The organism is Streptomyces sp. NBC_00989 (genome assembly GCF_045162655.1).
Lineage (GTDB): Bacteria > Actinomycetota > Actinomycetes > Streptomycetales > Streptomycetaceae > Streptomyces.
In genome coordinates, this window is the sequence record NZ_CP108728.1 from 4,347,898 (window position 1) to 4,367,462 (window position 19,565).

Consider the following 19,565-nt stretch of genomic DNA (forward strand, 5'->3'; position numbering starts at 1 on the left):
GATTTCTCGAATAGTGAGACTGATGGACGAGGAGTGAGACGGAAGTGAACAGCCGTCTGCCCAGGCGTCAGGTCGTCGAAAAAGCCCTGCCGAGGTCACACGGGCAAGGGCGTGGTGGTGCGGGTCGCGACACGAACGCCAGGGGCGGTGTTCAGCGACAGAGAATGTCGGCCACGCAGATCGGGGTCACGCCGATGAGCGCCAGCTGGATGGCGGCGCGGTTCGGAACATGACTAGACCACATGCGCAAAAATATGATGGAAGTTGCGGCTCGTGTCAATGTGACATAAGCGTCGTCGGTCAACTGCCCGGGTACGGCCAGGGGTTCGCCAGACAGTGGATCCCGTCGTGGTCGAGGAACTTGGTCTGCTGCTGCATGACGGGCGCCAACTCGCCGTCCTTGTCGCAGGTGACGTGCCCGTAGCCGAGACGATGACCGACCTCATGGTTGATCAACATCTGTCGATACGCGTACATCTTGTCCCCATATGTTGACGACCCCTGTGCCCATCGATACGCATTGATCAACACACGTTCGGTGGCCGCCGAGTCGCACGACACGTTGTCCTCGGTGGTGTCGAGCCCGGACTTGGCACACCACGTGGCGGTGGTACCAGGGCTCGCGAGGGTGATCACGAAGTCCGGTTTGCCCGTGTAGATGCGCTCGAAGGTACGGGCGCCGTTGTGGGCCCAACTCCGCTTGTCGTTCAACGTCTTCTGCACGGCCTGCGCGAAGAGCGTCCCGTCGAGCCCGAGCCCCTGCTCCACGTCCACGCGGTACGTGTACTTGCGCCCCTTGCTGGGCGCCTTGTCGACACCGGGCACCGCGTCGAACTTGTCCGGCCCCTTGAGCTTGGCGCTGAGCGGGTACTTCTTGGCCATCTTCTGGGCGTACGTCAGGGCCACCACGCGCGGAGAACCGGACGGGCTGACCTCCGGCGAGGCCGTCGCTCTCGCGTCCCGGGCCCGATCGGTGGCCGCCTGCGACCGCACATCGTCCCTGTCACCGTCCTTGGCGACCTGCCCGGCCACGATGACGGCCAGCACGGTGGTGACGGCGGCGGCCGCGATACCGGTGTACGTCCGCCCCTTACGCCCCTTGGCGGGCGCGGAGTCAGGCCCGGCAGGAGGCGCGTCGGCGTCGGTGTCGTCGGCACTCTCGGGGGTCCAGGTGGTGACGGAGCCGTACGGGTCGGAGGGGTGCGTCGCGACACCGGTCCGGGGCGCGAAGACGTCATCGTCCCCTTCGAAGGCGTCGACGTACTCCTGCCGGGGACTACGCCCGGCGTGCCCACCTCGCCGCGAACCGGCTTGAGAGGCCTGGCGCTGCCGAGGGATGGGCAGCCCCGGCCCCGAAGCGGAGGGCATACCGGCAACCGGAGCTTGGGGCACGCCACCAGGTGTACCGGCCCCACTGGGCAAGCCCTGAGAAACACCGAGCCGCCCGCCGGTCTGCCCCCTCAACTCACCCCAACCGCCCCCGGATTCAGCCTGCTCGGGATGACCGGCACGCGCGCGTGGGGTGCCGTCGGACACACGAGGGACCCCGCGCGCGGGAGTGCCATCGGGCAGCCTCGGGAAACCGTGAGCCGGGGTTCCGTCGGGGAGCCTCGGAAACCCATGAGCAGGGGTGCCATCGGAAAAGCGGGGAGTCCCGTGCGCAGGTGTGCCATCGGGAAAGCGGGACGTGCCATGCGCAGGCGTGCCGTCCGACGCACGCGGAACACCGCGAGCCGGGGTGCCGTCCGGAAGCCTCGGAAACCCATGAGCCGGAGTGCCATCGGCCACCCTGGGAAACCCGTGGGCCGGCGTGCCGTCCGGAAGCCGGGGAACACCGTGAGCCGGAGTGCCGTCCGCGAAACGCGGCCCACCCTGCGCGGACCAGCCGTCCGGCAAAGGCGGGACCCCGCGCGCGGGAGTGCCATCAGGGAGACGCTGTCCCCCAGCCGCAGGAGCACCGCCGAAGAAACGCGGCGACCCATGAGCAGGGGTCCCATCAGGAGGACGCGGGCCACCTTGAGCAGGCGGCTGCCCCTGGAAACGCGGCACTCCGTGAGCAGAGGTCCCCTCCGGAGGACGCGTCCCACCTTGAGCGGGCGGCCGTCCCTGGACACGCGGCACCCCATGAGCGGGAGTCCCGTCCACGGAACGCGGTGCGCCCTGCACGGGCGGCGCCCCTTGGAAGCGCGGCACGCCATGAACTGGAGTCCCACCCGCAAAACCCGGTACCCCACGAGCCGGCGTCCCATCCGGCAGGCTCGACGCCCCGTACCCCGGATTCCCGCCGGCCGAAGACTGCTGTTGCCCAGGTATCGCCCCAAACCCAGGACCAGGACCAGCCCCAGAAGAACCAGGCTGATTCCCCTGCCCCGCCTGCCCCCTCTGAGGCCCGCGAGCCACCTGGGCCCCCTGAGACCCCCGAGCCGCCCCCTGCGCACCCCGAGAAGCGTCCCGAGCGCCCGCGCCCGTTCCGCCCTTCCCTGCCCCTGCGCCTACGTCCGCGGAGTCACCCTTCGCAGGGGACCTACGGCGACTATGGCGTCCCACGTCGCCCCCTCAACTCCCCGCGTTCGTATCGTCGACCGTGCCATCGCCCCCGGCACCGGATCCGGACCCCGCGCCCGCTCCGGCTCCCGTTCCCGCGCCGCCGGCATCACTCACCGTACTCACCGAACCGCCACCCCGGGACCCCCGCGCACCGCCCCCGCCACCTCGGCCGAAACCATCCGCCTCACCGGCACGTCGTCCCCGCACGGCACCGGCACCGGGATCCGCTTCCGCACCGGCATCCGCAACGCTGTCGGCACCGGCTCCCGACGGCTCCCCCAGCTTCCCGAACCCGCCGGACTCGCCGAACTCGCCCAACTCCCCCGCATCCGCGAGGAGTTCACGGAACGCGGCCGCCACCGTCTCCGGGTATTCCATCATCGCGACGTGCCCCGCGTCCGGCAGGGACAGCAGGCGGGAGTCGCGGAAGGCGCGGGCCGCTCGCTGGGCCATGCGGTAGCCGACCAGCTGGTCTCGGCCGCCGTAGACGAGGAGGGTCGGGGCGAGGACGCGTTCGGCCTGGCGCCAGAGGCCGTGTTGGCCGCCCAGGGTGTACGCGTTGACGATGCCCCGTGAGGAACGGGCCATCGCGTCCCAGAAGTACGGCAGTTGGAGTCGCCGCTCCAGCTCCTCGACCGCGTGCCGGAACGCCTCCGGTGTCACCATACCGGGATCGCCGTAGCAGAGGCCGAGGACGCCGCGGACGCGCTGTTCGGCCGTCCAGTCCCTGCTGATGCGGGTGAACAGGGACGCGATCCCCGGTACGCCCAGCAGCGCCGTCGGCACCGCCGAGCGCTGGACGCGGATCTCCGGCAGCGCCGGTGAGATCAGCGTGAGCGTGCGGACGAGGTCCGGGCGCACCGCGGCAACGCGGGTCGTGATCGCGCCGCCCAGCGAGTTGCCGAAGAGGTGTACGGGGCCGCGCCCGGCCGCGTCGAGGTAACGGATGACCGCGCGCGCGTGCCCCGTGACGGAGTAGTCGCCGTCGTCCGGTGGCGGGGAGTCGCCGAAGCCCGGCAGGTCCAGGGCCTCGCTGTCGACCAGGCCGTCGAACTCGGCCATGAGCTGCGACCAGTTCTGCGAGGAACCGCCCAGCCCATGGACGTACAGCGCGGGCGGCAGCCCTTCGCGCACCGCCGCTCTCGACCGCACCGTCAGCGTGATCCCCGGCAGCCCGACCGACCTGAGCCGCTCCCCCTCGCCGACCCTGACGGGCGCCACCTTGGGGAGCACGCTGGCGGCCGACACGGAGGGCAGCTCTGTCGAAGACATGCGGCAATGTTACGAGACGATCACGCAGTAGCTCGTGTGTTCGCCGTCACAAGCCCTACGGCAGCCCTCCTGCCCCCCTTCCTGCCACGCCTGCGCCGCCCTTCCGTCGCCCTACGGCGTCCGCCATGGCACCCCCGCCCGGTGTCTCCTAGGCTCAGGACGTACAGGAAGGGAGCCCGCCATGACCGTCGACCCAAGCGATCCGGAGACGTTCGAGGACGAGAGCGCCACCCCGTTCGACGTCGAAGCCCCCGAGGACGACACCACCGACGAACAACCGACCGACGTCGACCCGAACAAGGCCAACGAGGCCGACGTGGCGGAACAGGCCCGTGTCGTCGCCCTCGACGAAGACGACTATCGGTGACACCGACCGGGCTCTTCAGCGGTCGGACCGGGCCGCTTCAGTAAGAAGAAGCCGCCTACCCTCGACCCGCCTGCGACCTCTACATCCCCTTCTAGAGGCATTCGCACCGCTTTCACCATCGTCCGGTACGTGAAATTCTGCGCTCGCACCGCGCACACCACGGTTACCGAAAAGTACGATGGCGGCGCGGCGCTCACCGCATGAGGACGACATTTGGGAGGCGGCGTGACAGCCATCGAGCAGACAGAGGCGGCGCGCCCGCGGGGCACCCGCCTGCCGCGCCGTGCCCGACGGAACCAGCTGCTGGGCGCCGCCCAGGAGGTCTTCGTCGCACAGGGTTACCACGCGGCCGCGATGGACGACATCGCCGAGCGCGCCGGCGTCAGCAAGCCGGTGCTCTACCAGCACTTCCCCGGCAAGCTCGACCTCTACCTCGCCCTCCTCGACCAGCACTGCGAGTCGCTGATCCAGGCGGTGCGCACCGCGCTCGCGTCGACGTCGGACAACAAGCAGCGCGTCCGGGCGACCATGGACGCGTACTTCGCCTACGTAGAGGACGACGGCGGCGCCTTCCGGCTGGTCTTCGAGTCGGACCTGACGAACGAGCCCGCCGTGCGCGAACGCGTCGACAAGGTGACGAACGAGTGCGCCGAGGCGATCTGCGAGGTCATCGCCGAGGACACCGGCCTGTCGCGGGCCGAGTCGATGCTGCTGGCCTCGGGTCTCGGCGGCCTCGCCCAGGTCGTCGCCCGCTCCTGGCTGCACAGCGACCGCAGTGTCCCGCGCGACCAGGCGGTCCAGCTGCTGGCTTCGCTGGCGTGGCGTGGCATCGCCGGTTTCCCGCTGCACGGGAACGAGCAGCACCACTGACGGCCGCCGACCGCCATGAAGTCGACGGGCGGCCGTTTGTTCCCACCCGCTGTTCGCTCTTGGCGTTCCGGCGCGGAACATCTACGCCCCCTCGCCGGGCTAATGTGTGCTGCGTACGGCGCGGAAGATCGCGCACTTTGCTGACCGTCGGAGGGACATAGCCGTGGAGGTCAAGATCGGCGTGCTGCACACGCCTCGCGAGATCGTTCTGGAGACCGGTCAGAGCGCCGAGGAGGTCGAGCAGGCCGTGGCCGAGGCGCTGACCGGGAAGGCTCCGCTGCTGAGCCTCGTGGACGAGCACGGCCGCAAGGTCCTCGTCCCCGCCGACCGGCTCGCCTATGTCGAGCTCGGCGAGGCGGCCCCGCGCAAGGTGGGCTTCGGCGCGCTGTAGTCGCGAACGGACGAGGGGGCCCGGTGACCGTGGAGGTCACCGGGCCTCCTCGCGTTTCCACCACAGATGGAGCACAAGTCACCCACAGGGGAGGATTGCATTCCGCAGGTCACGGGTATGACCGGCTACGACCGCACAACGACGCCGGCCGTGGGAGGGACCCCCGTGATGATCCTGGAAGCGCTCGGCTCCGCTGTGCTGGGTGTGCTGCTCGCGTGGGCCGCCACGCACCGGCTCGCACACCGCCTGCCGACCCGCCCCCTGGTCTTCTCCACGGGTGTCGCCGGAGCTCTTTTCGGTGACTTCGTCACCCACAGCGCGCTCGGCCCCGGCAGCGGCCTGGCGAGCCTGCTCGGCGCGGCGGTCGTCTCCGCCGCCTCGCTCTCGCTGCTCCTTCGACCCGCGAGACGACTCCGGGGACGGTCCGCCCCCGCCTAGCCGTACGGACCTCGGTGGCACTTAGGCGGCGAGCCCCAGGGCCGCCATCCGCTTGGTGTGCGCCTCGGTGATCCGGGAGAACATCCGGCCCACCTCCGCGAGGTCGAAGCCGTCCGCCACGCCACCCACGAGCATCGTCGAGAGCGCGTCCCGGTCGGCGACCACCCGCTGGGACTGCGACAGCGCCTCACCCATCAACCGCCGTGCCCACAGGGCGAGTCGGCCACCCACGCGCGGTTCCGCGTCGATCGCCGCGCGGACCTTCTCCACGGCGAAACTGGCGTGCCCGGTGTCGTCTAGGACGCCGAGCACGAGCGAGCGGGAGTCCTTGTCGAGGCGGGCGGCGACCTCGCGGTAGAAGTCGCTGGCGATCGAGTCGCCGACGTACGCCTTGACGAGCCCTTCCAGCCAGTCCGAGGGTGCCGTCTGCTTGTGGAAGCCGTCGAGGGCGGCGACGAACGGCTGCATCGCGTCGGTCGGCTCGGCCCCGATCTCCGTGAGCCGGTCCCTGAGCTGCTCGAAGTGGTGGAACTCGGCCGACGCCATCTTCGCCAGCTCCGCCTTGTCGGCGAGCGTCGGCGCCAGCTTGGCGTCCTCCGCGAGCCGCTCGAACGCCGCCAGCTCGCCGTACGCGAGCGCGCCGAGCAGGTCCACGACCGCGTTGCGGTACTGCGGGTCGGCGGAAGCCGTGGCCCAGTCCTGGGCGGCGACTCCGGTGGGTTCGGCGGGCGCGTCGGAGGCGTTGTCAGCGGTCGTCATGAAGCGCACAATAGCCCGCTCACAGCACGCCGGAAGTCCCTGGTCAATCAGTGTGACGACGACTACGTGACCAAATCGGCCAACGCATGTGCGTGATTCCGGGGTATGGTGGTAATGCGCCCGCCGAGTATTCGCCGGGCCGCACGAATGAGGATGCCCGGTCGGTGGCCCGATCGGCTCCGACCCGACAGCCCTCCTCGCCCGTACGGCATGTTGCGTACGTCGTTCGGAGGGGGACCCTCAGCGGTTCGAGCGCTAGAGCGTCGGCAGTGGTCCCGTGCAGTACGGCTTGCCCTCGCGGGTCGTCCGTAAGGCAGCCGACGTCCCCGGCACGGTCCTGACACGACCCCCGCGCTCGCCTCGCACCGCGCACACAGAAGAGGCAGCACCCTGACTACTTTCCGAGAGCTCGGAATCCTTCCCGAGACCGCTGAGGCCCTTGAGGCCGTCGGTATCGTCTCCCCCTTCCCGATCCAGGAGATGACGCTCCCCGTCGCCCTTTCCGGCACGGACGTCATCGGCCAGGCCAAGACCGGCACCGGCAAGACGCTGGGCTTCGGCCTCCCGCTCCTCGAGCGCGTGACCGTGCCCGCAGACGTCGAGGCCGGCCGCGCCAAGCCCGAGCAGCTCACCGACGCCCCGCAGGCGCTCGTCGTGGTCCCCACGCGCGAGCTGTGCACGCAGGTCACGAACGACCTGCTGACCGCAGGCAAGGTGCGCAACGTCCGCGTCCTCGCCATCTACGGCGGCCGGGCCTACGAGCCGCAGGTCGAGGCGCTCCGCAAGGGCGTCGACGTCATCGTCGGCACCCCGGGCCGCCTGCTCGACCTCGCGGGCCAGAAGAAGCTCGACCTCAAGCACATCCGGTCACTCGTCCTCGACGAGGCCGACGAGATGCTCGACCTGGGCTTCCTGCCCGACGTCGAGAAGATCATCAACTTCCTGCCGGCCCGCCGTCAGACGATGCTGTTCTCGGCGACCATGCCGGGCGCCGTCATCGGTCTCGCGCGCCGCTACATGACGCAGCCGACGCACATCCGCGCCACCTCGCCTGACGACGAGGGCGCGACGGTCGCGAACACCAAGCAGTTCATCTACCGCGCGCACAACATGGACAAGCCCGAGCTCGTCGCCCGCATCCTGCAGGCCGAGGGCCGGGGCCCGGTCATGGTCTTCTGCCGTACGAAGCGCACGGCGGCCGACCTCGCCGACCAGCTCCAGCAGCGCGGCTTCGCGTCCGGCGCGGTCCACGGCGACCTCGGCCAGGGCGCCCGCGAGCAGGCGCTGCGCGCGTTCCGCAACGGCAAGGTGGACGTGCTCGTCTGCACCGACGTCGCCGCCCGCGGTATCGACGTCGAGGGCGTCACGCACGTCATCAACTACCAGTCGCCCGAGGACGAGAAGACCTACCTGCACCGCATCGGCCGCACCGGCCGCGCGGGCGCCAAGGGCATCGCGGTCACGCTCGTCGACTGGGACGACATCCCGCGCTGGCAGCTCATCAACAAGGCGCTGGACCTCGGTTTCCCGAACCCGCCGGAGACGTACTCCACGTCCCCGCACTTCTTCGAGGAAATGAACATCGCCACGGGCACCAAGGGTGTCCTGCCCCGCTCGGAGCGCACGCGCGCCGGGCTGGCCGCGGAGGAGGTCGAGGACCTCGGCGAGACCGGCGGCCGCGGCGGTCCGCGTGGCCGGGGCGGTCGCGACGGCGGCCGTGGTGGCCGAGACGGCGGTCGTGACGGCGGCAGGGGCGGTCGCGACAGCGGCCGTGACAACAGCCGCGACAACCGCGACGAGTCCCGTTCCGCCGACACCGAGCGCGCGGCGCGCACCCCGCGCCGCCGCCGTCGTACTCGCAACGGCGCCCCGATGGAAGGGACTTCGGCGGCTACGGCCGTGACGTCGTCCACTCCGGAGGAGACCGCGCTCGCCGCGTCCGAGGACACCGCGACCCGCACCCCGCGCCGTCGTCGCCGCACGCGCACCGGAGCGACGGGAGAGCAGCTGCCGGCCACGGCGGTCACCTCCACGCCCGCTTCCGAGGTCGCGGAGAGCGCCGTAGCCGCGGCTGAGGGTCCGTCCCTGGACGCCCCGACGACGTCGCGCCGTCGGCGTACGCGGAAGTCGGCGGAGCCCGCGGTCGCCGTGGTCGAGGCCGAGGTCGTGACCCCGATGGTCGAGGCCCCCGTGGTCGGGACTCCGGTCGAGGAGACCAAGCCGCGTCGCCGGACCCGTAAGGCCGTACAGGCCGCGGAGCCGGTCGAGGCCGCGCCCGAGACGGCGGCCGTGGCCGCTGTCGACACGGTCGAGGCCGTCGAGACCAAGCCGCGCCGGACCAGGGCGCGGAAGACCGCGGCTCCGGTCGAAGCGGTCGAGGTCGTCGACACGGTCGAGGCCGTCGAGGAGACCAAGCCGCGTCGCCGTACCGCGACCCGCAAGGCCGTCGCCGAGATCCCCGCGCAGGTGGTCGAGGAGCAGGACAGCGCCGTAGCGGCCACGCCCCGTCGCCGCACCCGCAAGGTCGCGGAGCCGGTGGTGGAGGCCGTGGAGACGCCCGTCGTGGCGGAGACCAAGCCGCGGCGGACCCGGAAGACCGCGGCTCCGGCCGAGGTCGTCGCCGTCGACACCGCCGAGGGTGTCGAGGCCAAGCCGCGCCGGACGCGCAAGACGGCCGCCGCCGTCGTAGCCGTGGAGGCACCGGCGGAGGTCGTCGAGGCGAAGCCGCGCCGGACCCGCAAGGCCGCCGTCGCCGTCGAGGCGCCGGCGGAGGTCGTCGCCGAGGCGAAGCCGCGTCGCACGCGTAAGGCCGCAGTGGCCGCCGTGGACACGGTCGAGGCCGTCGAAGCCAAGCCGCGCCGGACCCGCAAGACGGCCGCCGCCGAGATCCCGGCGCAGGTGGCCGAAGAGGCGGAGGTCAAGCCGCGTCGTCGTACGACCCGCAAGGCCGCCGAGGCTCCGGTCGTCGTGGAGACGGCGGAGGCGCCCGAGGCGAAGCCGAGGGTGCGCCGTCCCCGCAAGACCGCGGCGACGGCGGCAGCGGAGGCCGGCGAGGCCTGACCGACTCAGTGACGCCGATGGCCCGATCCACGTGAAGTGGGTCGGGCCATCGGCGTTCCACCAAGCCCGTCAACCCTGGTTACACCCTCCCGTCCCCAGCGCGCTCAGGCTCGCCGGTTAACCTCTACCCATGAGTAGGCCGCCCTCCTTCACCCCGCCCCCCGGCGCTCGCGCGTACCCCCTGCGGACCGCTCGCGGTGAGTTCGCCGTCGTGGACTCGCCCGTGGGCGACGGCGTCGAGGCGAAGGGGGTCGCGCTGTTGCTGCCGGGGTTCACCGGCAGCAAGGAGGACTTCAACCCCTTGCACGAGGCGCTGGCCGCGCGCGGGTATCGGACCGTGGCCGTGGACGGGCGCGGTCAGTACGAGACGGACGGGCCTGCGGACGACGAATCCCCTTACGCCCAGGACGAGTTGGCGCGGGACGTGCTCGCGCTGGCCGAGACCGTGGGCGCGCCGGTGCACCTGCTCGGGCACTCCTTCGGCGGCCACGTCGCGCGGGCGGCCGTACTGCTCGACCCCACGCCGTTCGTGTCGCTGACGCTGATGGCGTCGGGGCCGGCGGAGATCTCCGTCTCCCAGCAGCAGCGCGTGAAACTGTTGCGGGACGCGCTCGCGGTGATGTCGATGGCCGAGGTGTGGGACGCGATCCAGGCGATGGAGGCACCGGAGGAGACCGAGACCGGCGGTGCGCTGGACGAGGGGCTCGACGACCGGGCCGACCTGCGCCGCCGCTGGCTGGGCACGAAGCCGGCTCAACTCCTCGCCGCGGGACGCCAGTTGTGCGGGGAACCGGACCGGGTGGCCGAGCTGGCAGCGGTACCGCTGCCCTGCCACGTCCTGTCGGGCTCGCGGGACGACACCTGGCCGGTGCCGCTCCTGGACGACATGGCCGTACGGCTGAAAGCGCGGCGGACGGTCATCGCGCGGGCCGAGCACTCGCCGAACACGGACCAGCCGGCCGCGACGGCGAAGGCGATCGCCGACTTCTGGGACGACAACTCCCGCTAGACAGCGGTCAGTACTGCGTCTGCAGGTGCTCCCAGAACCCGTCCCGCAGCGCGCGCCGCAGGTCGGCCTGGCCGCGCAGGGAGTACTGGAGCAGCCCCTCCGCCTCGACCAACAGGTCCTGGTCGACCGACCCCGGCAGATAGGGATGCCCGGGCAGCAGGTCCACCAGCGCTTCCCTCCCCCGCGCCGCGAGCCACTTCGCGGCGATCTGCGCGCCCACGAAGCGGACGTCGTCGCGGGTGGGCCGGGTGGCGGCGGCCTCGTAGACGGCGGACGCGCGCCGGGAGACGTACGGCTTGAAGAAGTCGAGGTCGAAGGTGCGCTGGCTGTCGACCTCCCACAGGAGCGGCTCCGCCTGGTTACGGCCCTCCGGGGCCTCGATGCCCCACAAGTGGACGCGGGCGCCGTACCCTTGGGCCGCCTCGACCGCGGAGACCAGGTCCTCGTCGCCGCCGATGAGGGCCGCGTCGCTGATGGCGCGGTGCCGGGCGAGGGACTCCAGGTCGGAGCGGATGAGTGAATCGACGCCCTTCTGCTGGTTGTTGGCGTTGAGGTTGCCCAACCGCACCTTCACGTCCGGGAGTTCGGCGATGGCCTGCTGCTCGGCGGTGTGGATGCGGCGCCGGGCGCCGTCGTACCAGTAGACGCGCAGCAGCCGGCTGTCCGCGAAGATCGTGCGGGCCTTGTCGATGAGCGCCTCGATGAGGCCCTCGGTGTCGAGGTCGAAGGTGCGCCGGTCCTCGGTCCCGGAGACGAGCCGACCCGCGGCTGCATACAAATACCCGGCGTCGACGAAGATCGCATGCGTCGAGGGCGTCTTCGCCACTTCGGCGAGCATGCGCTGCAGCAGCTCGTTCGTGCGGTCGATGCGGGCGCTGAGGGCCTCTAGGTCGTCGTTCATCGCTTCCATTGTCCCGGCGGTCACGCTGCGAACACAACCGGTCCCGGTCAGTCTCGCGCCGATCTCTTACCAGTCAGTAATTAGGCGTTCGAAAAATTTCCTTAGCGTAGGGAATGTTTGTAACACGCATCCCGTTGACTACATACGTAACCAAGTAGTTCTCCTCAGGAGGATGACCAGACGAAGGGAGAAGCCCATGCGCTTCGAAATCATGCGTCTCGACGAGGTCGACGGCACCACCGTGGACAGCACCGTCGTGGATGCCGCCTCCGTCAATCGGATCGTGCAACAGGCCGCTGCCATTGGACAGCGCCTGTGGATCCGCCCCGCCGAGACCAAGGCCTCGTAACACTCGACGCCGCGTAGTACCTACGACGTAACACCGACGACGTACCACTGACGACGTAATACCGACGACAGAGCCCGCGATCCTCATGCGGATCGCGACCACACTTCAGAACCCCCGTACGGCACCGATGCCGTGCGGGGGTTCCGCGTGTACGAGCCGCCTACGGCGATCAGCTCGCCCGGATCACCTGGGTGATCCCGTTGATGATCTGCTGTACGGCGATCGCGGACAGCATCATCCCGGCGAGCCGCGTCACCAGCACCACACCGCCGTCCTTGATGACCCGGATGATCAGCAGCGAGTACCGCATCACCACCCACAGCACGACGTGGATGGCGAGGATCGCCACCCACACCGACACCTGCGAGGCCACGCTGTCGGCCTTCTGCACGGCGAGGATGACGGACACGATCGCACCGGGCCCGGCGAGCAGCGGCATGCCCAGCGGTACGAGCGCGACGTTGACGTCCTTGGTCTGCTTGGGCTCGTCGGTCTTGCCGGTGAGCAGGTCGAGCGCGATCAGCAGGAGGAGCAGCCCGCCCGCGATCATCAGCGCGGGCACGGAGACATGCAGATAGTCGAGGATCTGGTGCCCGAGCAGCCCGAAGACGGTGATGACACCGCCGGCCACGCACACGGCCTGCAACGCCATCCGCTTCTGCACCTTGGACGGCCGTCCGGCGGTCAGCGCGAGGAAGATCGGGGTGATCCCGGGGGGATCCATGATGACAAAGAGGGTCAGGAAGAGGGAGCCGAAGACGGCGACGTCGAACATGGGTGGGCCACGAGCCTTGCAGAGAGGTGAGCGGAGACAGCCGGGGGACGGACGGGAGCGGTGCGGGCGTCAGGCTCCGCCGGTCCCCGGCACCGGGAACGCCCCGGTAGCGCGCCGCGTGATCTCGCCGTACACCTCGGGATCGGTGGTGTACTCCCCGAGCCGCACGCTCTTACGGCTCCCGTGATAGTCGCTGGACCCGGTGGCCAGCAGCCCGAGCTCCTTGGCGAGCCCTCGCAACCGCACCCGCGTCTCGGCATCGTGATCCATGTGCTCGACCTCGATGCCGTCGAGCCCGGCGGCGGCCATCTCGGCGATGGCGGCCTCGGGCACCGTGTGCCCCCGCTTGCTGGCACCGGGATGCGCGAACACGGTCACGCCCCCCGCGGCCTTCACCAGCCGAATCGCCTCAAAGGGATCGGTCTCGTGCTTGGCCACATGAGCGCGCCCACCGTCGGCCAGCCACTCCACGGTGAACGCGTCGTTCACGGTCGGCACAACACCCGACTCGACGAGCGCGGTGGCCACATGAGGCCGCCCGACGGACCCTTCCCCGGCGATCCGGGCAACCTGCTCCCAGGTCACCGGCACACCCAGCTCCTGAAGCCGCTCCACCATCGCCCGGGCCCGAGGCACCCGATCGTCCCGAACCAACTCCCGCTCAGCGAGCAGAGCAGGCTCCTCGGGGTCGAAGAGGTAGGCCAGCATGTGCATGGACACCCCGTCGATCCGACAGGACATCTCGGCCCCGGTGACCAACGTGAGCCCGGCAGGCAGAGCCTCGATCGCCTCCGCATACCCACGGCTGGTGTCGTGATCGGTCAGCGCAACAACGTCCAGCCCAGCGGCACCGGCATTCCGCACCAGCTCAGCGGGCGTGTCCGTACCGTCGGAGGCCGTGGAGTGACAGTGCAGATCGATACGCACGACACGAACTCCAGACGGTGACAATACGAAAAGGGACCACTCAAGGGTAACGGCAACCCCGGTGGCCTCTAGGACACCGCTAGGGCATCCCACCTAAGGGGCGCGGGGCTGTGTCAATGTGCGGCTCCGCCGCGCGGGCGCGACAAGCCCCCACAGGCCCGCACCCGCCCCACAACCGACCGAGGCACCCCCCTAGGCGCTACGGCTCCAGCAAGCGCGGCGAAAGCGCCCCACACGGCACCAGGTCAACCTCGGCCCCCGCATCCCGCAGATCCGTCAGCACCAGCTCGTCGTACATCAACAGCCCCGACTGCTCAGGCCAGACCACAGCCCACAGCCACAGCCCCAACGCCTCCCCCGCGAAAACGGCCCGATCATCCGGCGCCGTAGAGACATGCCACAACGGCGTAGGCCGCCCCGCGGCAAGCAGCTTCGCCTGAGGAGGCTTCTCCACGTTCATATAAGGCCCAGGATCCGGCCCGTCGATCCCCGCATACCGCGCCCCGAGCCCGACACCGAGCTCCTCGGCGACAAGGATCAACTCCCCAAGCCCCCCGAGCGGCCCGGGCCCCGTGCACGCGACGGCCGTAGCCCGCCCCCCACTACGGTCGTCCCCGGCGCACGCCACCCCCGTGAACAGCCATCCGACCGGCAGCGGCCACGGCATCCACACGGGCACCTGCGTGCGATGCACGACAACGCTGAGCGCCTCGACGCTGGGCGGGATCACGGGCTGCAGCGGATGCACCGTCCCGTGGAGATCGCACTGCCAGGAATCGGCGAAGAGTCCGGGAGCCCTGACCCGGCCACCACACTTCGGGCAACTGGGTTCGCCCCTCATAGGGCCCCACGGTCCTACCCTCACCCGCGCACGTCAAGGACGATCACCCGTCCGGCCGGGCCACTCACGGAGCGAAACTAGATGTAGCTTGCATTCATTACCTTGCCTAACTTACTATGTGCATATACCAACTACTCGGGAGGAAGCATGGACGACCCCTTCGACAAGGGAGCCGACACCGGCACGGGCAGCATCCTGCGGCAGCCCAAGGCGGTCTGGGCCACCGCGGGCGCCTCGGTCGTCGCCTTCATGGGCATCGGACTCGTCGACCCGATCCTGCCGTCGATCGCCAAGGGCCTGGACGCCACGGCGAGCCAGGTCTCCCTGCTCTTCACCTCGTACTTCCTGATCACCGCCATCGCGATGCTGGTGACCGGCTTCGTCTCCAGCCGGATCGGCGGCAAGAAGACCCTGCTGCTCGGCCTCGCCCTCGTCGTGGTCTTCGCCGGTCTCGCCGGCACCTCCGGCTCGGTCGGCGAACTCGTCGGCTTCCGCGCCGGCTGGGGCCTCGGCAACGCGCTCTTCGTGTCCACGGCCCTCGCCGTCATCGTCGGCGCGGCGGCCGGCGGCAGCGCCGCGGCGATCCTGCTCTACGAGTCCGCCCTCGGCCTGGGCATGGCCTGCGGCCCGCTGCTCGGCGCCCTGCTGGGCAACCAGAGCTGGCGCTACCCCTTCTTCGGCACCGCGTTCCTGATGGCGATCGGCTTCCTGTGCATCACGGTGTTCCTGAAGGAACAGCCGAAGCCCGCACAGAAGACCTCGCTGCTGGACCCGCTCAAGGCGCTCGGCCACGGCGGACTCGCCTCGGCCGCCGTCTCGTCGTTCTTCTACAACTACACGTTCTTCACCGTGCTGGCCTTCACCCCGTTCGTGCTGAACATGACCCCGTACAAGTCCGGTGCCGTGTTCTTCGCCTGGGGCGTGCTGCTCGCCGTCTTCTCGGTCTTCGTCGCCCCGCGCCTCCAGGCCCGGTTCGGCTCCCTGAAGGTGCTCGGCGGTTCGCTGGTGCTCCTCGCCGTCGACGTCCTGGTCCTCGGCTACGGCAGTCACACCACCGCCGTCGTCTGCACGATCCTGTCCGGTGCCTTCATCGGCGTGAACAACACCGTCTACACCGAGCTGGCCCTGGGCGTCTCGGACGCGCCGCGCCCGGTGGCGAGCGCGGGCTACAACTTCGTCCGCTGGTTCGCCGCCGCGGCCGCGCCGTTCTTCGCCCCGAAGATCGAGGGGTGGAGCAACATCCACATCCCGTTCGTGGTCGCGGCGATCACCGCGGCACTGGGCGCGCTGGTGGTCCTCGTACGACGGAACGCGCTCACCCACGAGGCCGAGGAGCTGGAGCCGAGGCACGCGACGGAGGACAGTGTCGCGGTGTTCGCCAACTGACGGATTCCGGCCGGGTGTTGGTGACATCGGTCACGCACACGGCCGGTCGGAAGGTCAGTCCAGCGGGACGGATCTACGGGACGGGTCCCGTAGATCCGTCCCGTTCGTCAACCAGCGCTCCTGGAGGGCCTGCGCGCCGTGGACGCGTTTCCAGGCGGCCTCGTTCGGGGTCATGGGCAGCAGCGGCAGGAAGCGCACCGGGTCGAGGGGCTCGTCGAGTTCGAGGTCCTCGACCAGGCCGCCCGGCTCGGCGACCAGTACCGAGGTGAACGGGGCGCCGGGCCACAGGGGTTCGCCCACGTCGAGGGAGGCGCCGGGGGCCACGACCACACCTTCGACCTGCGGGGACGCGGCGAGCACGGCAAGGGGTCGTAGCACCTTGTCGGTGTCGGCGAGGCCGCCGCGGACGGAGAGGACCAGCTCGGCGCGTGGGCCAGCGACCGGGTCGGCGAGCATCGCCGTGGGGTCGCTCATGGGCTGCGCGGACATACCGAGGGTGGCGTAGCGGACGACGGTCCCGTCCTGGTTGTCGCCCGGGAAACGCAGGACCTCGACGCGGTCCGTGCCGAGGAAGGTGACCGCGGCGCGGGCGTCCGGTTCGCCCAGCGCGGTACGCAACCGTGCCTCGACCAGAGCAAGAACATCAACCATGCGGCGAGCATAGAACTCGTCAGTACCGGGCAAAGCAGCGCCTTGACAGTTCAGTCGGCTGATAGTCTTGGCCGGTCGTTCGGGGCAGCACGCAGAAGCGTCGCGATCAAGTCCCGACGCCGTTGAGACTCCCCCACGGGGGACCGGCCGGAGGAGGTGGGGCTGCAATGGACCGAAGTCGGCCTGGCAGTACCACCCGCTCTTCCGGCCGCTGATGTCGTCGCTCTGGCTCTAGCCTCCCCAGACGGCTGCCGCCTCTCGCACTTCTTCACTGTCGCGGAAGAGCACTTCGTTTCCTTTTCCTGATCTGCCTGATCTGTTCGGTGTATCCGATCCGACCGATCCGTCTGTTCCGAAGTCAGTGCCTGTATCAGTAACGAAGTTCGCCACCGCGACGGTGCGGTGCTCCCCGCTTTGTGGACGTGCCAAACATCCGTACCCAGGACGTCCCCATTCCGGGCAGTTCCAACCGTCGTCGGCGCCTTTCGTTGCTCGTCGCGAAGGAGCCCGCCATGTCGATGATCCGCGACCTGCGTGCCGTGGTCCGCCCGTCCCGTCCCTCCCTGCGCAAGGACGGCGGCGCGTACGACACCACCCGCGACCCCGGCACCCCCTCGGCCGTCGTCGACTGCGCCGTCTACCGCGACGGTGCCCGCGCCGACGTCGGCAAGCCGCTGACCCCGCACGAGGCGATGCGCCTGGTGCGCCGCGACGGCGGCTTCGTGTGGATCGGGCTGCACGAGCCCACCGAGGCCGAATTCGCCGTCATCGCCCGGGAGTTCGGGCTCCACCCGCTCGCCGTCGAGGACGCCGTACAGGCCCACCAGCGGCCCAAGCTGGAGCGCTACGACGACTCCCTCTTCACCGTCTTCAAGACCATCCACTACGTCGAGCACGACCAACTCACCGCCAACAGCGAGGTCGTTGAGACCGGCGAGGTCATGTGCTTCACCGGGCGGGACTTCTTCATCACCGTCCGGCACGGCGGGCAGGGCTCGCTGCGGGCGCTGCGGCACCGGCTCCAGGACGACCCCGAGCTGCTCGCCCGCGGCCCCTCGGCGGTGCTGCACGCGATCGCCGACCACGTCGTCGACGGCTATGTCGCGGTCGCGGACGCGGTGCAGGACGACATCGACGAGGTCGAGACCGAGGTGTTCACACCGGGCCGCAAGGGCGGGGTCTCGCGCGGTGTCGACTCGGCGCGGATCTACCAACTCAAGCGCGAGGTACTGGAGTTCAAGCGCGCGGTATCGCCGCTGCTGCGTCCCATGCAGCTGCTGAGCGAGCGGCCGATGCGGCTGATCGACCCGGACATCCAGAAGTACTTCCGCGATGTCGCCGACCACCTCGCCCGGGTCCACGAGCAGGTCATCGGCTTCGACGAGCTGCTCAACTCGATCCTCCAGGCCAACCTCGCGCAGGCGTCCGTCGCCCAGAACGAGGACATGCGGAAGATCACCGCGTGGGCCGCGATCATCGCCGTACCGACGATGGTGACGGGCGTCTACGGCATGAACTTCGAGCACATGCCCGAACTGCACGCGAAGTACGGGTATCCGGCGGTGCTCGCCTTCACCGTGACGGTCTGTCTGGCGATCCACCGCACGCTGAAGCGCAACGGCTGGCTGTGACGGACGTGGATAGGCTGACCACCATGACCAGCGAGCTGCTCGACCAGGCCCTCGTCGAGGAGGCCACGAAGAAGTCCGGTCTCGTCTGGGTCAACGGCCCGGGCGTACCGGCCCGCGCCCTGTGGCACGTCTGGCACGAGGGCGCGGCCTGCCTCATCGGCGACGGACCGGGCGAGCAGCCGCTGCCGGGACTGACCGACGGCGGCCCCGCCGAGGTCACGGTCCGCAGCAAGGACAAGGGCGGCCGGCTGGTCTCGTGGACCGCGAGGGTCGTCGAACTGGCCCCGGACTCCGAGGCCTGGACGGCGACAGTCGCCGAGCTGAAGGGCAAGCGCCTCAACGCCCCCGACGGCGAGGCGATGACGGCCCGCTGGGCCCGCGAGTGCCGGGTGCTGCGCCTGGAACCGACGGGAGCGACGGCCGACCTGCCGGAGGGTTCGCTGGCGGAGCCTCCGCTGCCGACCCCGGCGACGACCCGTCAGCCGATGCCGGCCGGGCTGCCGCGCCTGCTCCTGAAGAAACGCAAACGCCGGTAACCACCGCGACCACCGCTAGGAAGACGGCAGTTGCTTGCCGTAGTCGACAGTGTCGTCGCCCTTCGGCTGCGTCACCGTGAAGCCCTTGCCCCAGTCCGAGAAGGTCAGGGTGCCGGCGCCGCCCGCACGGACCAGCCGGAGCGGATACGGCTTGCCCTCGAGCGACACGTCGAGCGTGCCGCCGGATCCGTCGTCGCCGGTGATGCGGATCGTCCGGACACCGTTCTGCGCGTGGTGTCCGTCCGTCGCGAGTGAACCGTGCAGGGTCAGCAAGCTGGAGAGGAGGACGTCCTTGTCCGTGAAACCACTGAACTTCTTGTACGAGGGGTCGCCCTGCGGCACCTTCACGTACTTGCCGTGGAGCGTGTCGCCGGCGCCCGAGTCCCCGTTGCTGTTCCAGAAGTCCGCGTCGGCCTTCAGGTACAGCTCCTCGCCGATCCGCAGCAGCCCGAAGGTCGACCCCTTCGAGGTGACCGACCCGCTGCCGCCGTCGGACTTCAGCCGCATGTCGAGCGTGTACGTCCGCCCGCTGGTGACGACGGTCCCGGACAGCCGTACGGCGTCGGCGGCGCCCGCGGCCGTGACCGACTTCGACTGGATCTTGTCGGCGGCCAGCTTGCCGACCCCGTTGGTCCCCGCGTCCGGGTCCCCGCCGCCGCACCCCGTCAGGGCCAGGACACAGACCGCGCCGAGCAGCGCCGCACGACGGTTTCGGACCTGGGGGATCGCAGTCACAGGTGGGGTGCCTTCCGGTGCGGGGGGCGATGGCGTACGGCAGCGTACCGGGGCCGCGGGACGCCGACGGAGCCAGTCCGTCCGGACCGCCCACCAGCGCGGATCACATACGGACGGGCT

The 19,565-nt window shown here is 70.1% G+C and carries 20 protein-coding genes; 10 read left to right on the forward strand and 10 right to left on the reverse strand.

The window, feature by feature from the left end:
* Positions 1-151: 151 nt before the first annotated feature.
* The 3 genes from OG714_RS18695 to OG714_RS18705 form a co-directional block, all read right to left on the reverse strand.
* The gene (locus tag OG714_RS18695) at positions 152-244 is read right to left on the reverse strand and encodes an Ms4533A family Cys-rich leader peptide (RefSeq protein WP_406131867.1); all 93 of its coding nucleotides are present in this window, start codon (positions 242-244) and stop codon (positions 152-154) included.
* A 56-nt stretch (positions 245-300) separates the two neighbouring features.
* Entirely contained in the window at positions 301-2,049 is a 1,749-nt protein-coding gene (locus tag OG714_RS18700; protein WP_406122374.1) for a DUF3152 domain-containing protein, read from the reverse strand.
* 507 nt (positions 2,050-2,556) lie between these two features.
* On the reverse strand, positions 2,557-3,819 hold the full coding sequence (locus OG714_RS18705) for an alpha/beta fold hydrolase (RefSeq protein ID WP_406122376.1): 1,263 nt from the start codon (positions 3,817-3,819) through the stop codon (positions 2,557-2,559).
* A 181-nt stretch (positions 3,820-4,000) separates the two neighbouring features.
* Between OG714_RS18705 and OG714_RS18710 the strand changes: the two genes are divergently transcribed.
* The 4 genes from OG714_RS18710 to OG714_RS18725 all read left to right on the forward strand — a co-directional run bounded on the left by OG714_RS18710 (position 4,001) and on the right by OG714_RS18725 (position 5,885).
* Positions 4,001-4,186: a hypothetical protein gene (locus OG714_RS18710; protein WP_406122378.1), complete on the forward strand. Its 186-nt coding sequence runs from the start codon at positions 4,001-4,003 to the stop codon at positions 4,184-4,186.
* A gap of 225 nt (positions 4,187-4,411) precedes the next feature.
* Positions 4,412-5,056, forward strand: coding sequence for a TetR/AcrR family transcriptional regulator (locus OG714_RS18715; protein WP_365305190.1), 645 nt, complete (start codon positions 4,412-4,414; stop codon positions 5,054-5,056).
* A 163-nt stretch (positions 5,057-5,219) separates the two neighbouring features.
* Positions 5,220-5,447 (forward strand): DUF3107 domain-containing protein, encoded by a 228-nt coding sequence (locus OG714_RS18720; RefSeq protein WP_019072095.1) that lies wholly within the window; start codon positions 5,220-5,222, stop codon positions 5,445-5,447.
* A gap of 168 nt (positions 5,448-5,615) precedes the next feature.
* Positions 5,616-5,885 carry a hypothetical protein gene (locus tag OG714_RS18725; RefSeq protein ID WP_365305191.1) on the forward strand — a complete coding sequence of 90 codons (270 nt, stop codon included), beginning with the start codon at positions 5,616-5,618 and terminating at the stop codon, positions 5,883-5,885.
* A gap of 21 nt (positions 5,886-5,906) precedes the next feature.
* Here the strand turns inward: OG714_RS18725 and OG714_RS18730 are convergent, their stop codons facing one another.
* Positions 5,907-6,644, reverse strand: coding sequence for a ferritin-like fold-containing protein (locus OG714_RS18730; RefSeq protein ID WP_406122381.1), 738 nt, complete (start codon positions 6,642-6,644; stop codon positions 5,907-5,909).
* Positions 6,645-7,124: 480 nt separating this feature from the next.
* Between OG714_RS18730 and OG714_RS18735 the strand changes: the two genes are divergently transcribed.
* Both OG714_RS18735 and OG714_RS18740 read left to right on the forward strand, forming a co-directional pair.
* A complete protein-coding gene (locus OG714_RS18735) occupies positions 7,125-9,704 on the forward strand; it encodes a DEAD/DEAH box helicase (protein WP_406122383.1) in 2,580 nt (859 codons plus the stop codon).
* A 130-nt stretch (positions 9,705-9,834) separates the two neighbouring features.
* On the forward strand, positions 9,835-10,713 hold the full coding sequence (locus OG714_RS18740) for an alpha/beta fold hydrolase (RefSeq protein ID WP_406122385.1): 879 nt from the start codon (positions 9,835-9,837) through the stop codon (positions 10,711-10,713).
* 7 nt (positions 10,714-10,720) lie between these two features.
* Here the strand turns inward: OG714_RS18740 and OG714_RS18745 are convergent, their stop codons facing one another.
* Positions 10,721-11,614 carry an NYN domain-containing protein gene (locus OG714_RS18745; RefSeq protein WP_403981015.1) on the reverse strand — a complete coding sequence of 298 codons (894 nt, stop codon included), beginning with the start codon at positions 11,612-11,614 and terminating at the stop codon, positions 10,721-10,723.
* Positions 11,615-11,810: 196 nt separating this feature from the next.
* Between OG714_RS18745 and OG714_RS18750 the strand changes: the two genes are divergently transcribed.
* Positions 11,811-11,963 (forward strand): hypothetical protein, encoded by a 153-nt coding sequence (locus tag OG714_RS18750; protein WP_019058373.1) that lies wholly within the window; start codon positions 11,811-11,813, stop codon positions 11,961-11,963.
* A gap of 169 nt (positions 11,964-12,132) precedes the next feature.
* Here the strand turns inward: OG714_RS18750 and OG714_RS18755 are convergent, their stop codons facing one another.
* The 3 genes from OG714_RS18755 to OG714_RS18765 all read right to left on the reverse strand — a co-directional run bounded on the left by OG714_RS18755 (position 12,133) and on the right by OG714_RS18765 (position 14,506).
* The gene (locus tag OG714_RS18755) at positions 12,133-12,738 is read right to left on the reverse strand and encodes a MarC family protein (protein WP_406122388.1); all 606 of its coding nucleotides are present in this window, start codon (positions 12,736-12,738) and stop codon (positions 12,133-12,135) included.
* Between the two features lie 69 nt (positions 12,739-12,807).
* Positions 12,808-13,665 (reverse strand): PHP domain-containing protein, encoded by an 858-nt coding sequence (locus tag OG714_RS18760; protein WP_406122390.1) that lies wholly within the window; start codon positions 13,663-13,665, stop codon positions 12,808-12,810.
* Positions 13,666-13,864: 199 nt separating this feature from the next.
* Positions 13,865-14,506 carry a DUF6758 family protein gene (locus OG714_RS18765; RefSeq protein WP_406122392.1) on the reverse strand — a complete coding sequence of 214 codons (642 nt, stop codon included), beginning with the start codon at positions 14,504-14,506 and terminating at the stop codon, positions 13,865-13,867.
* Between the two features lie 147 nt (positions 14,507-14,653).
* On the opposite strand from OG714_RS18765, the gene OG714_RS18770 reads away from it, so the two are divergent.
* Entirely contained in the window at positions 14,654-15,892 is a 1,239-nt protein-coding gene (locus OG714_RS18770; RefSeq protein ID WP_406122394.1) for an MFS transporter, read from the forward strand.
* A gap of 54 nt (positions 15,893-15,946) precedes the next feature.
* Here the strand turns inward: OG714_RS18770 and OG714_RS18775 are convergent, their stop codons facing one another.
* Positions 15,947-16,543: a suppressor of fused domain protein gene (locus OG714_RS18775; protein WP_406122396.1), complete on the reverse strand. Its 597-nt coding sequence runs from the start codon at positions 16,541-16,543 to the stop codon at positions 15,947-15,949.
* A 512-nt stretch (positions 16,544-17,055) separates the two neighbouring features.
* On the opposite strand from OG714_RS18775, the gene OG714_RS18780 reads away from it, so the two are divergent.
* Together OG714_RS18780 and OG714_RS18785 are read left to right on the forward strand one after the other, a co-directional pair.
* The gene (locus OG714_RS18780) at positions 17,056-18,174 is read left to right on the forward strand and encodes a magnesium and cobalt transport protein CorA (protein WP_406122398.1); all 1,119 of its coding nucleotides are present in this window, start codon (positions 17,056-17,058) and stop codon (positions 18,172-18,174) included.
* A gap of 23 nt (positions 18,175-18,197) precedes the next feature.
* A complete protein-coding gene (locus tag OG714_RS18785) occupies positions 18,198-18,710 on the forward strand; it encodes a hypothetical protein (protein WP_406122400.1) in 513 nt (170 codons plus the stop codon).
* Between the two features lie 15 nt (positions 18,711-18,725).
* Here OG714_RS18785 and OG714_RS18790 read toward each other — a convergent pair whose 3' ends face one another.
* Positions 18,726-19,445, reverse strand: coding sequence for a hypothetical protein (locus OG714_RS18790; RefSeq protein ID WP_406122402.1), 720 nt, complete (start codon positions 19,443-19,445; stop codon positions 18,726-18,728).
* Positions 19,446-19,565 lie beyond the last annotated feature (120 nt).

Excerpts from the sequence above, each read along its gene's own strand:
- OG714_RS18695 (WP_406131867.1), bottom strand. The coding sequence starts at position 244 with ATGTGGTCTAGTCATGTTCCGAACCGCGCCGCCATCCAGCTGGCGCTC.
- OG714_RS18705 (WP_406122376.1), bottom strand. The coding sequence starts at position 3,819 with ATGTCTTCGACAGAGCTGCCCTCCGTGTCGGCCGCCAGCGTGCTCCCC.
- OG714_RS18710 (WP_406122378.1), top strand. The coding sequence starts at position 4,001 with ATGACCGTCGACCCAAGCGATCCGGAGACGTTCGAGGACGAGAGCGCC.
- OG714_RS18725 (WP_365305191.1), top strand. The coding sequence starts at position 5,616 with ATGATCCTGGAAGCGCTCGGCTCCGCTGTGCTGGGTGTGCTGCTCGCG.
- OG714_RS18730 (WP_406122381.1), bottom strand. The coding sequence starts at position 6,644 with ATGACGACCGCTGACAACGCCTCCGACGCGCCCGCCGAACCCACCGGA.
- OG714_RS18735 (WP_406122383.1), top strand. The coding sequence starts at position 7,125 with ATGACGCTCCCCGTCGCCCTTTCCGGCACGGACGTCATCGGCCAGGCC.
- OG714_RS18740 (WP_406122385.1), top strand. The coding sequence starts at position 9,835 with ATGAGTAGGCCGCCCTCCTTCACCCCGCCCCCCGGCGCTCGCGCGTAC.
- OG714_RS18745 (WP_403981015.1), bottom strand. The coding sequence starts at position 11,614 with ATGAACGACGACCTAGAGGCCCTCAGCGCCCGCATCGACCGCACGAAC.
- OG714_RS18750 (WP_019058373.1), top strand. The coding sequence starts at position 11,811 with ATGCGCTTCGAAATCATGCGTCTCGACGAGGTCGACGGCACCACCGTG.
- OG714_RS18755 (WP_406122388.1), bottom strand. The coding sequence starts at position 12,738 with ATGTTCGACGTCGCCGTCTTCGGCTCCCTCTTCCTGACCCTCTTTGTC.
- OG714_RS18765 (WP_406122392.1), bottom strand. The coding sequence starts at position 14,506 with ATGAGGGGCGAACCCAGTTGCCCGAAGTGTGGTGGCCGGGTCAGGGCT.
- OG714_RS18770 (WP_406122394.1), top strand. The coding sequence starts at position 14,654 with ATGGACGACCCCTTCGACAAGGGAGCCGACACCGGCACGGGCAGCATC.
- OG714_RS18775 (WP_406122396.1), bottom strand. The coding sequence starts at position 16,543 with ATGGTTGATGTTCTTGCTCTGGTCGAGGCACGGTTGCGTACCGCGCTG.
- OG714_RS18780 (WP_406122398.1), top strand. The coding sequence starts at position 17,056 with ATGTCGATGATCCGCGACCTGCGTGCCGTGGTCCGCCCGTCCCGTCCC.
- OG714_RS18785 (WP_406122400.1), top strand. The coding sequence starts at position 18,198 with ATGACCAGCGAGCTGCTCGACCAGGCCCTCGTCGAGGAGGCCACGAAG.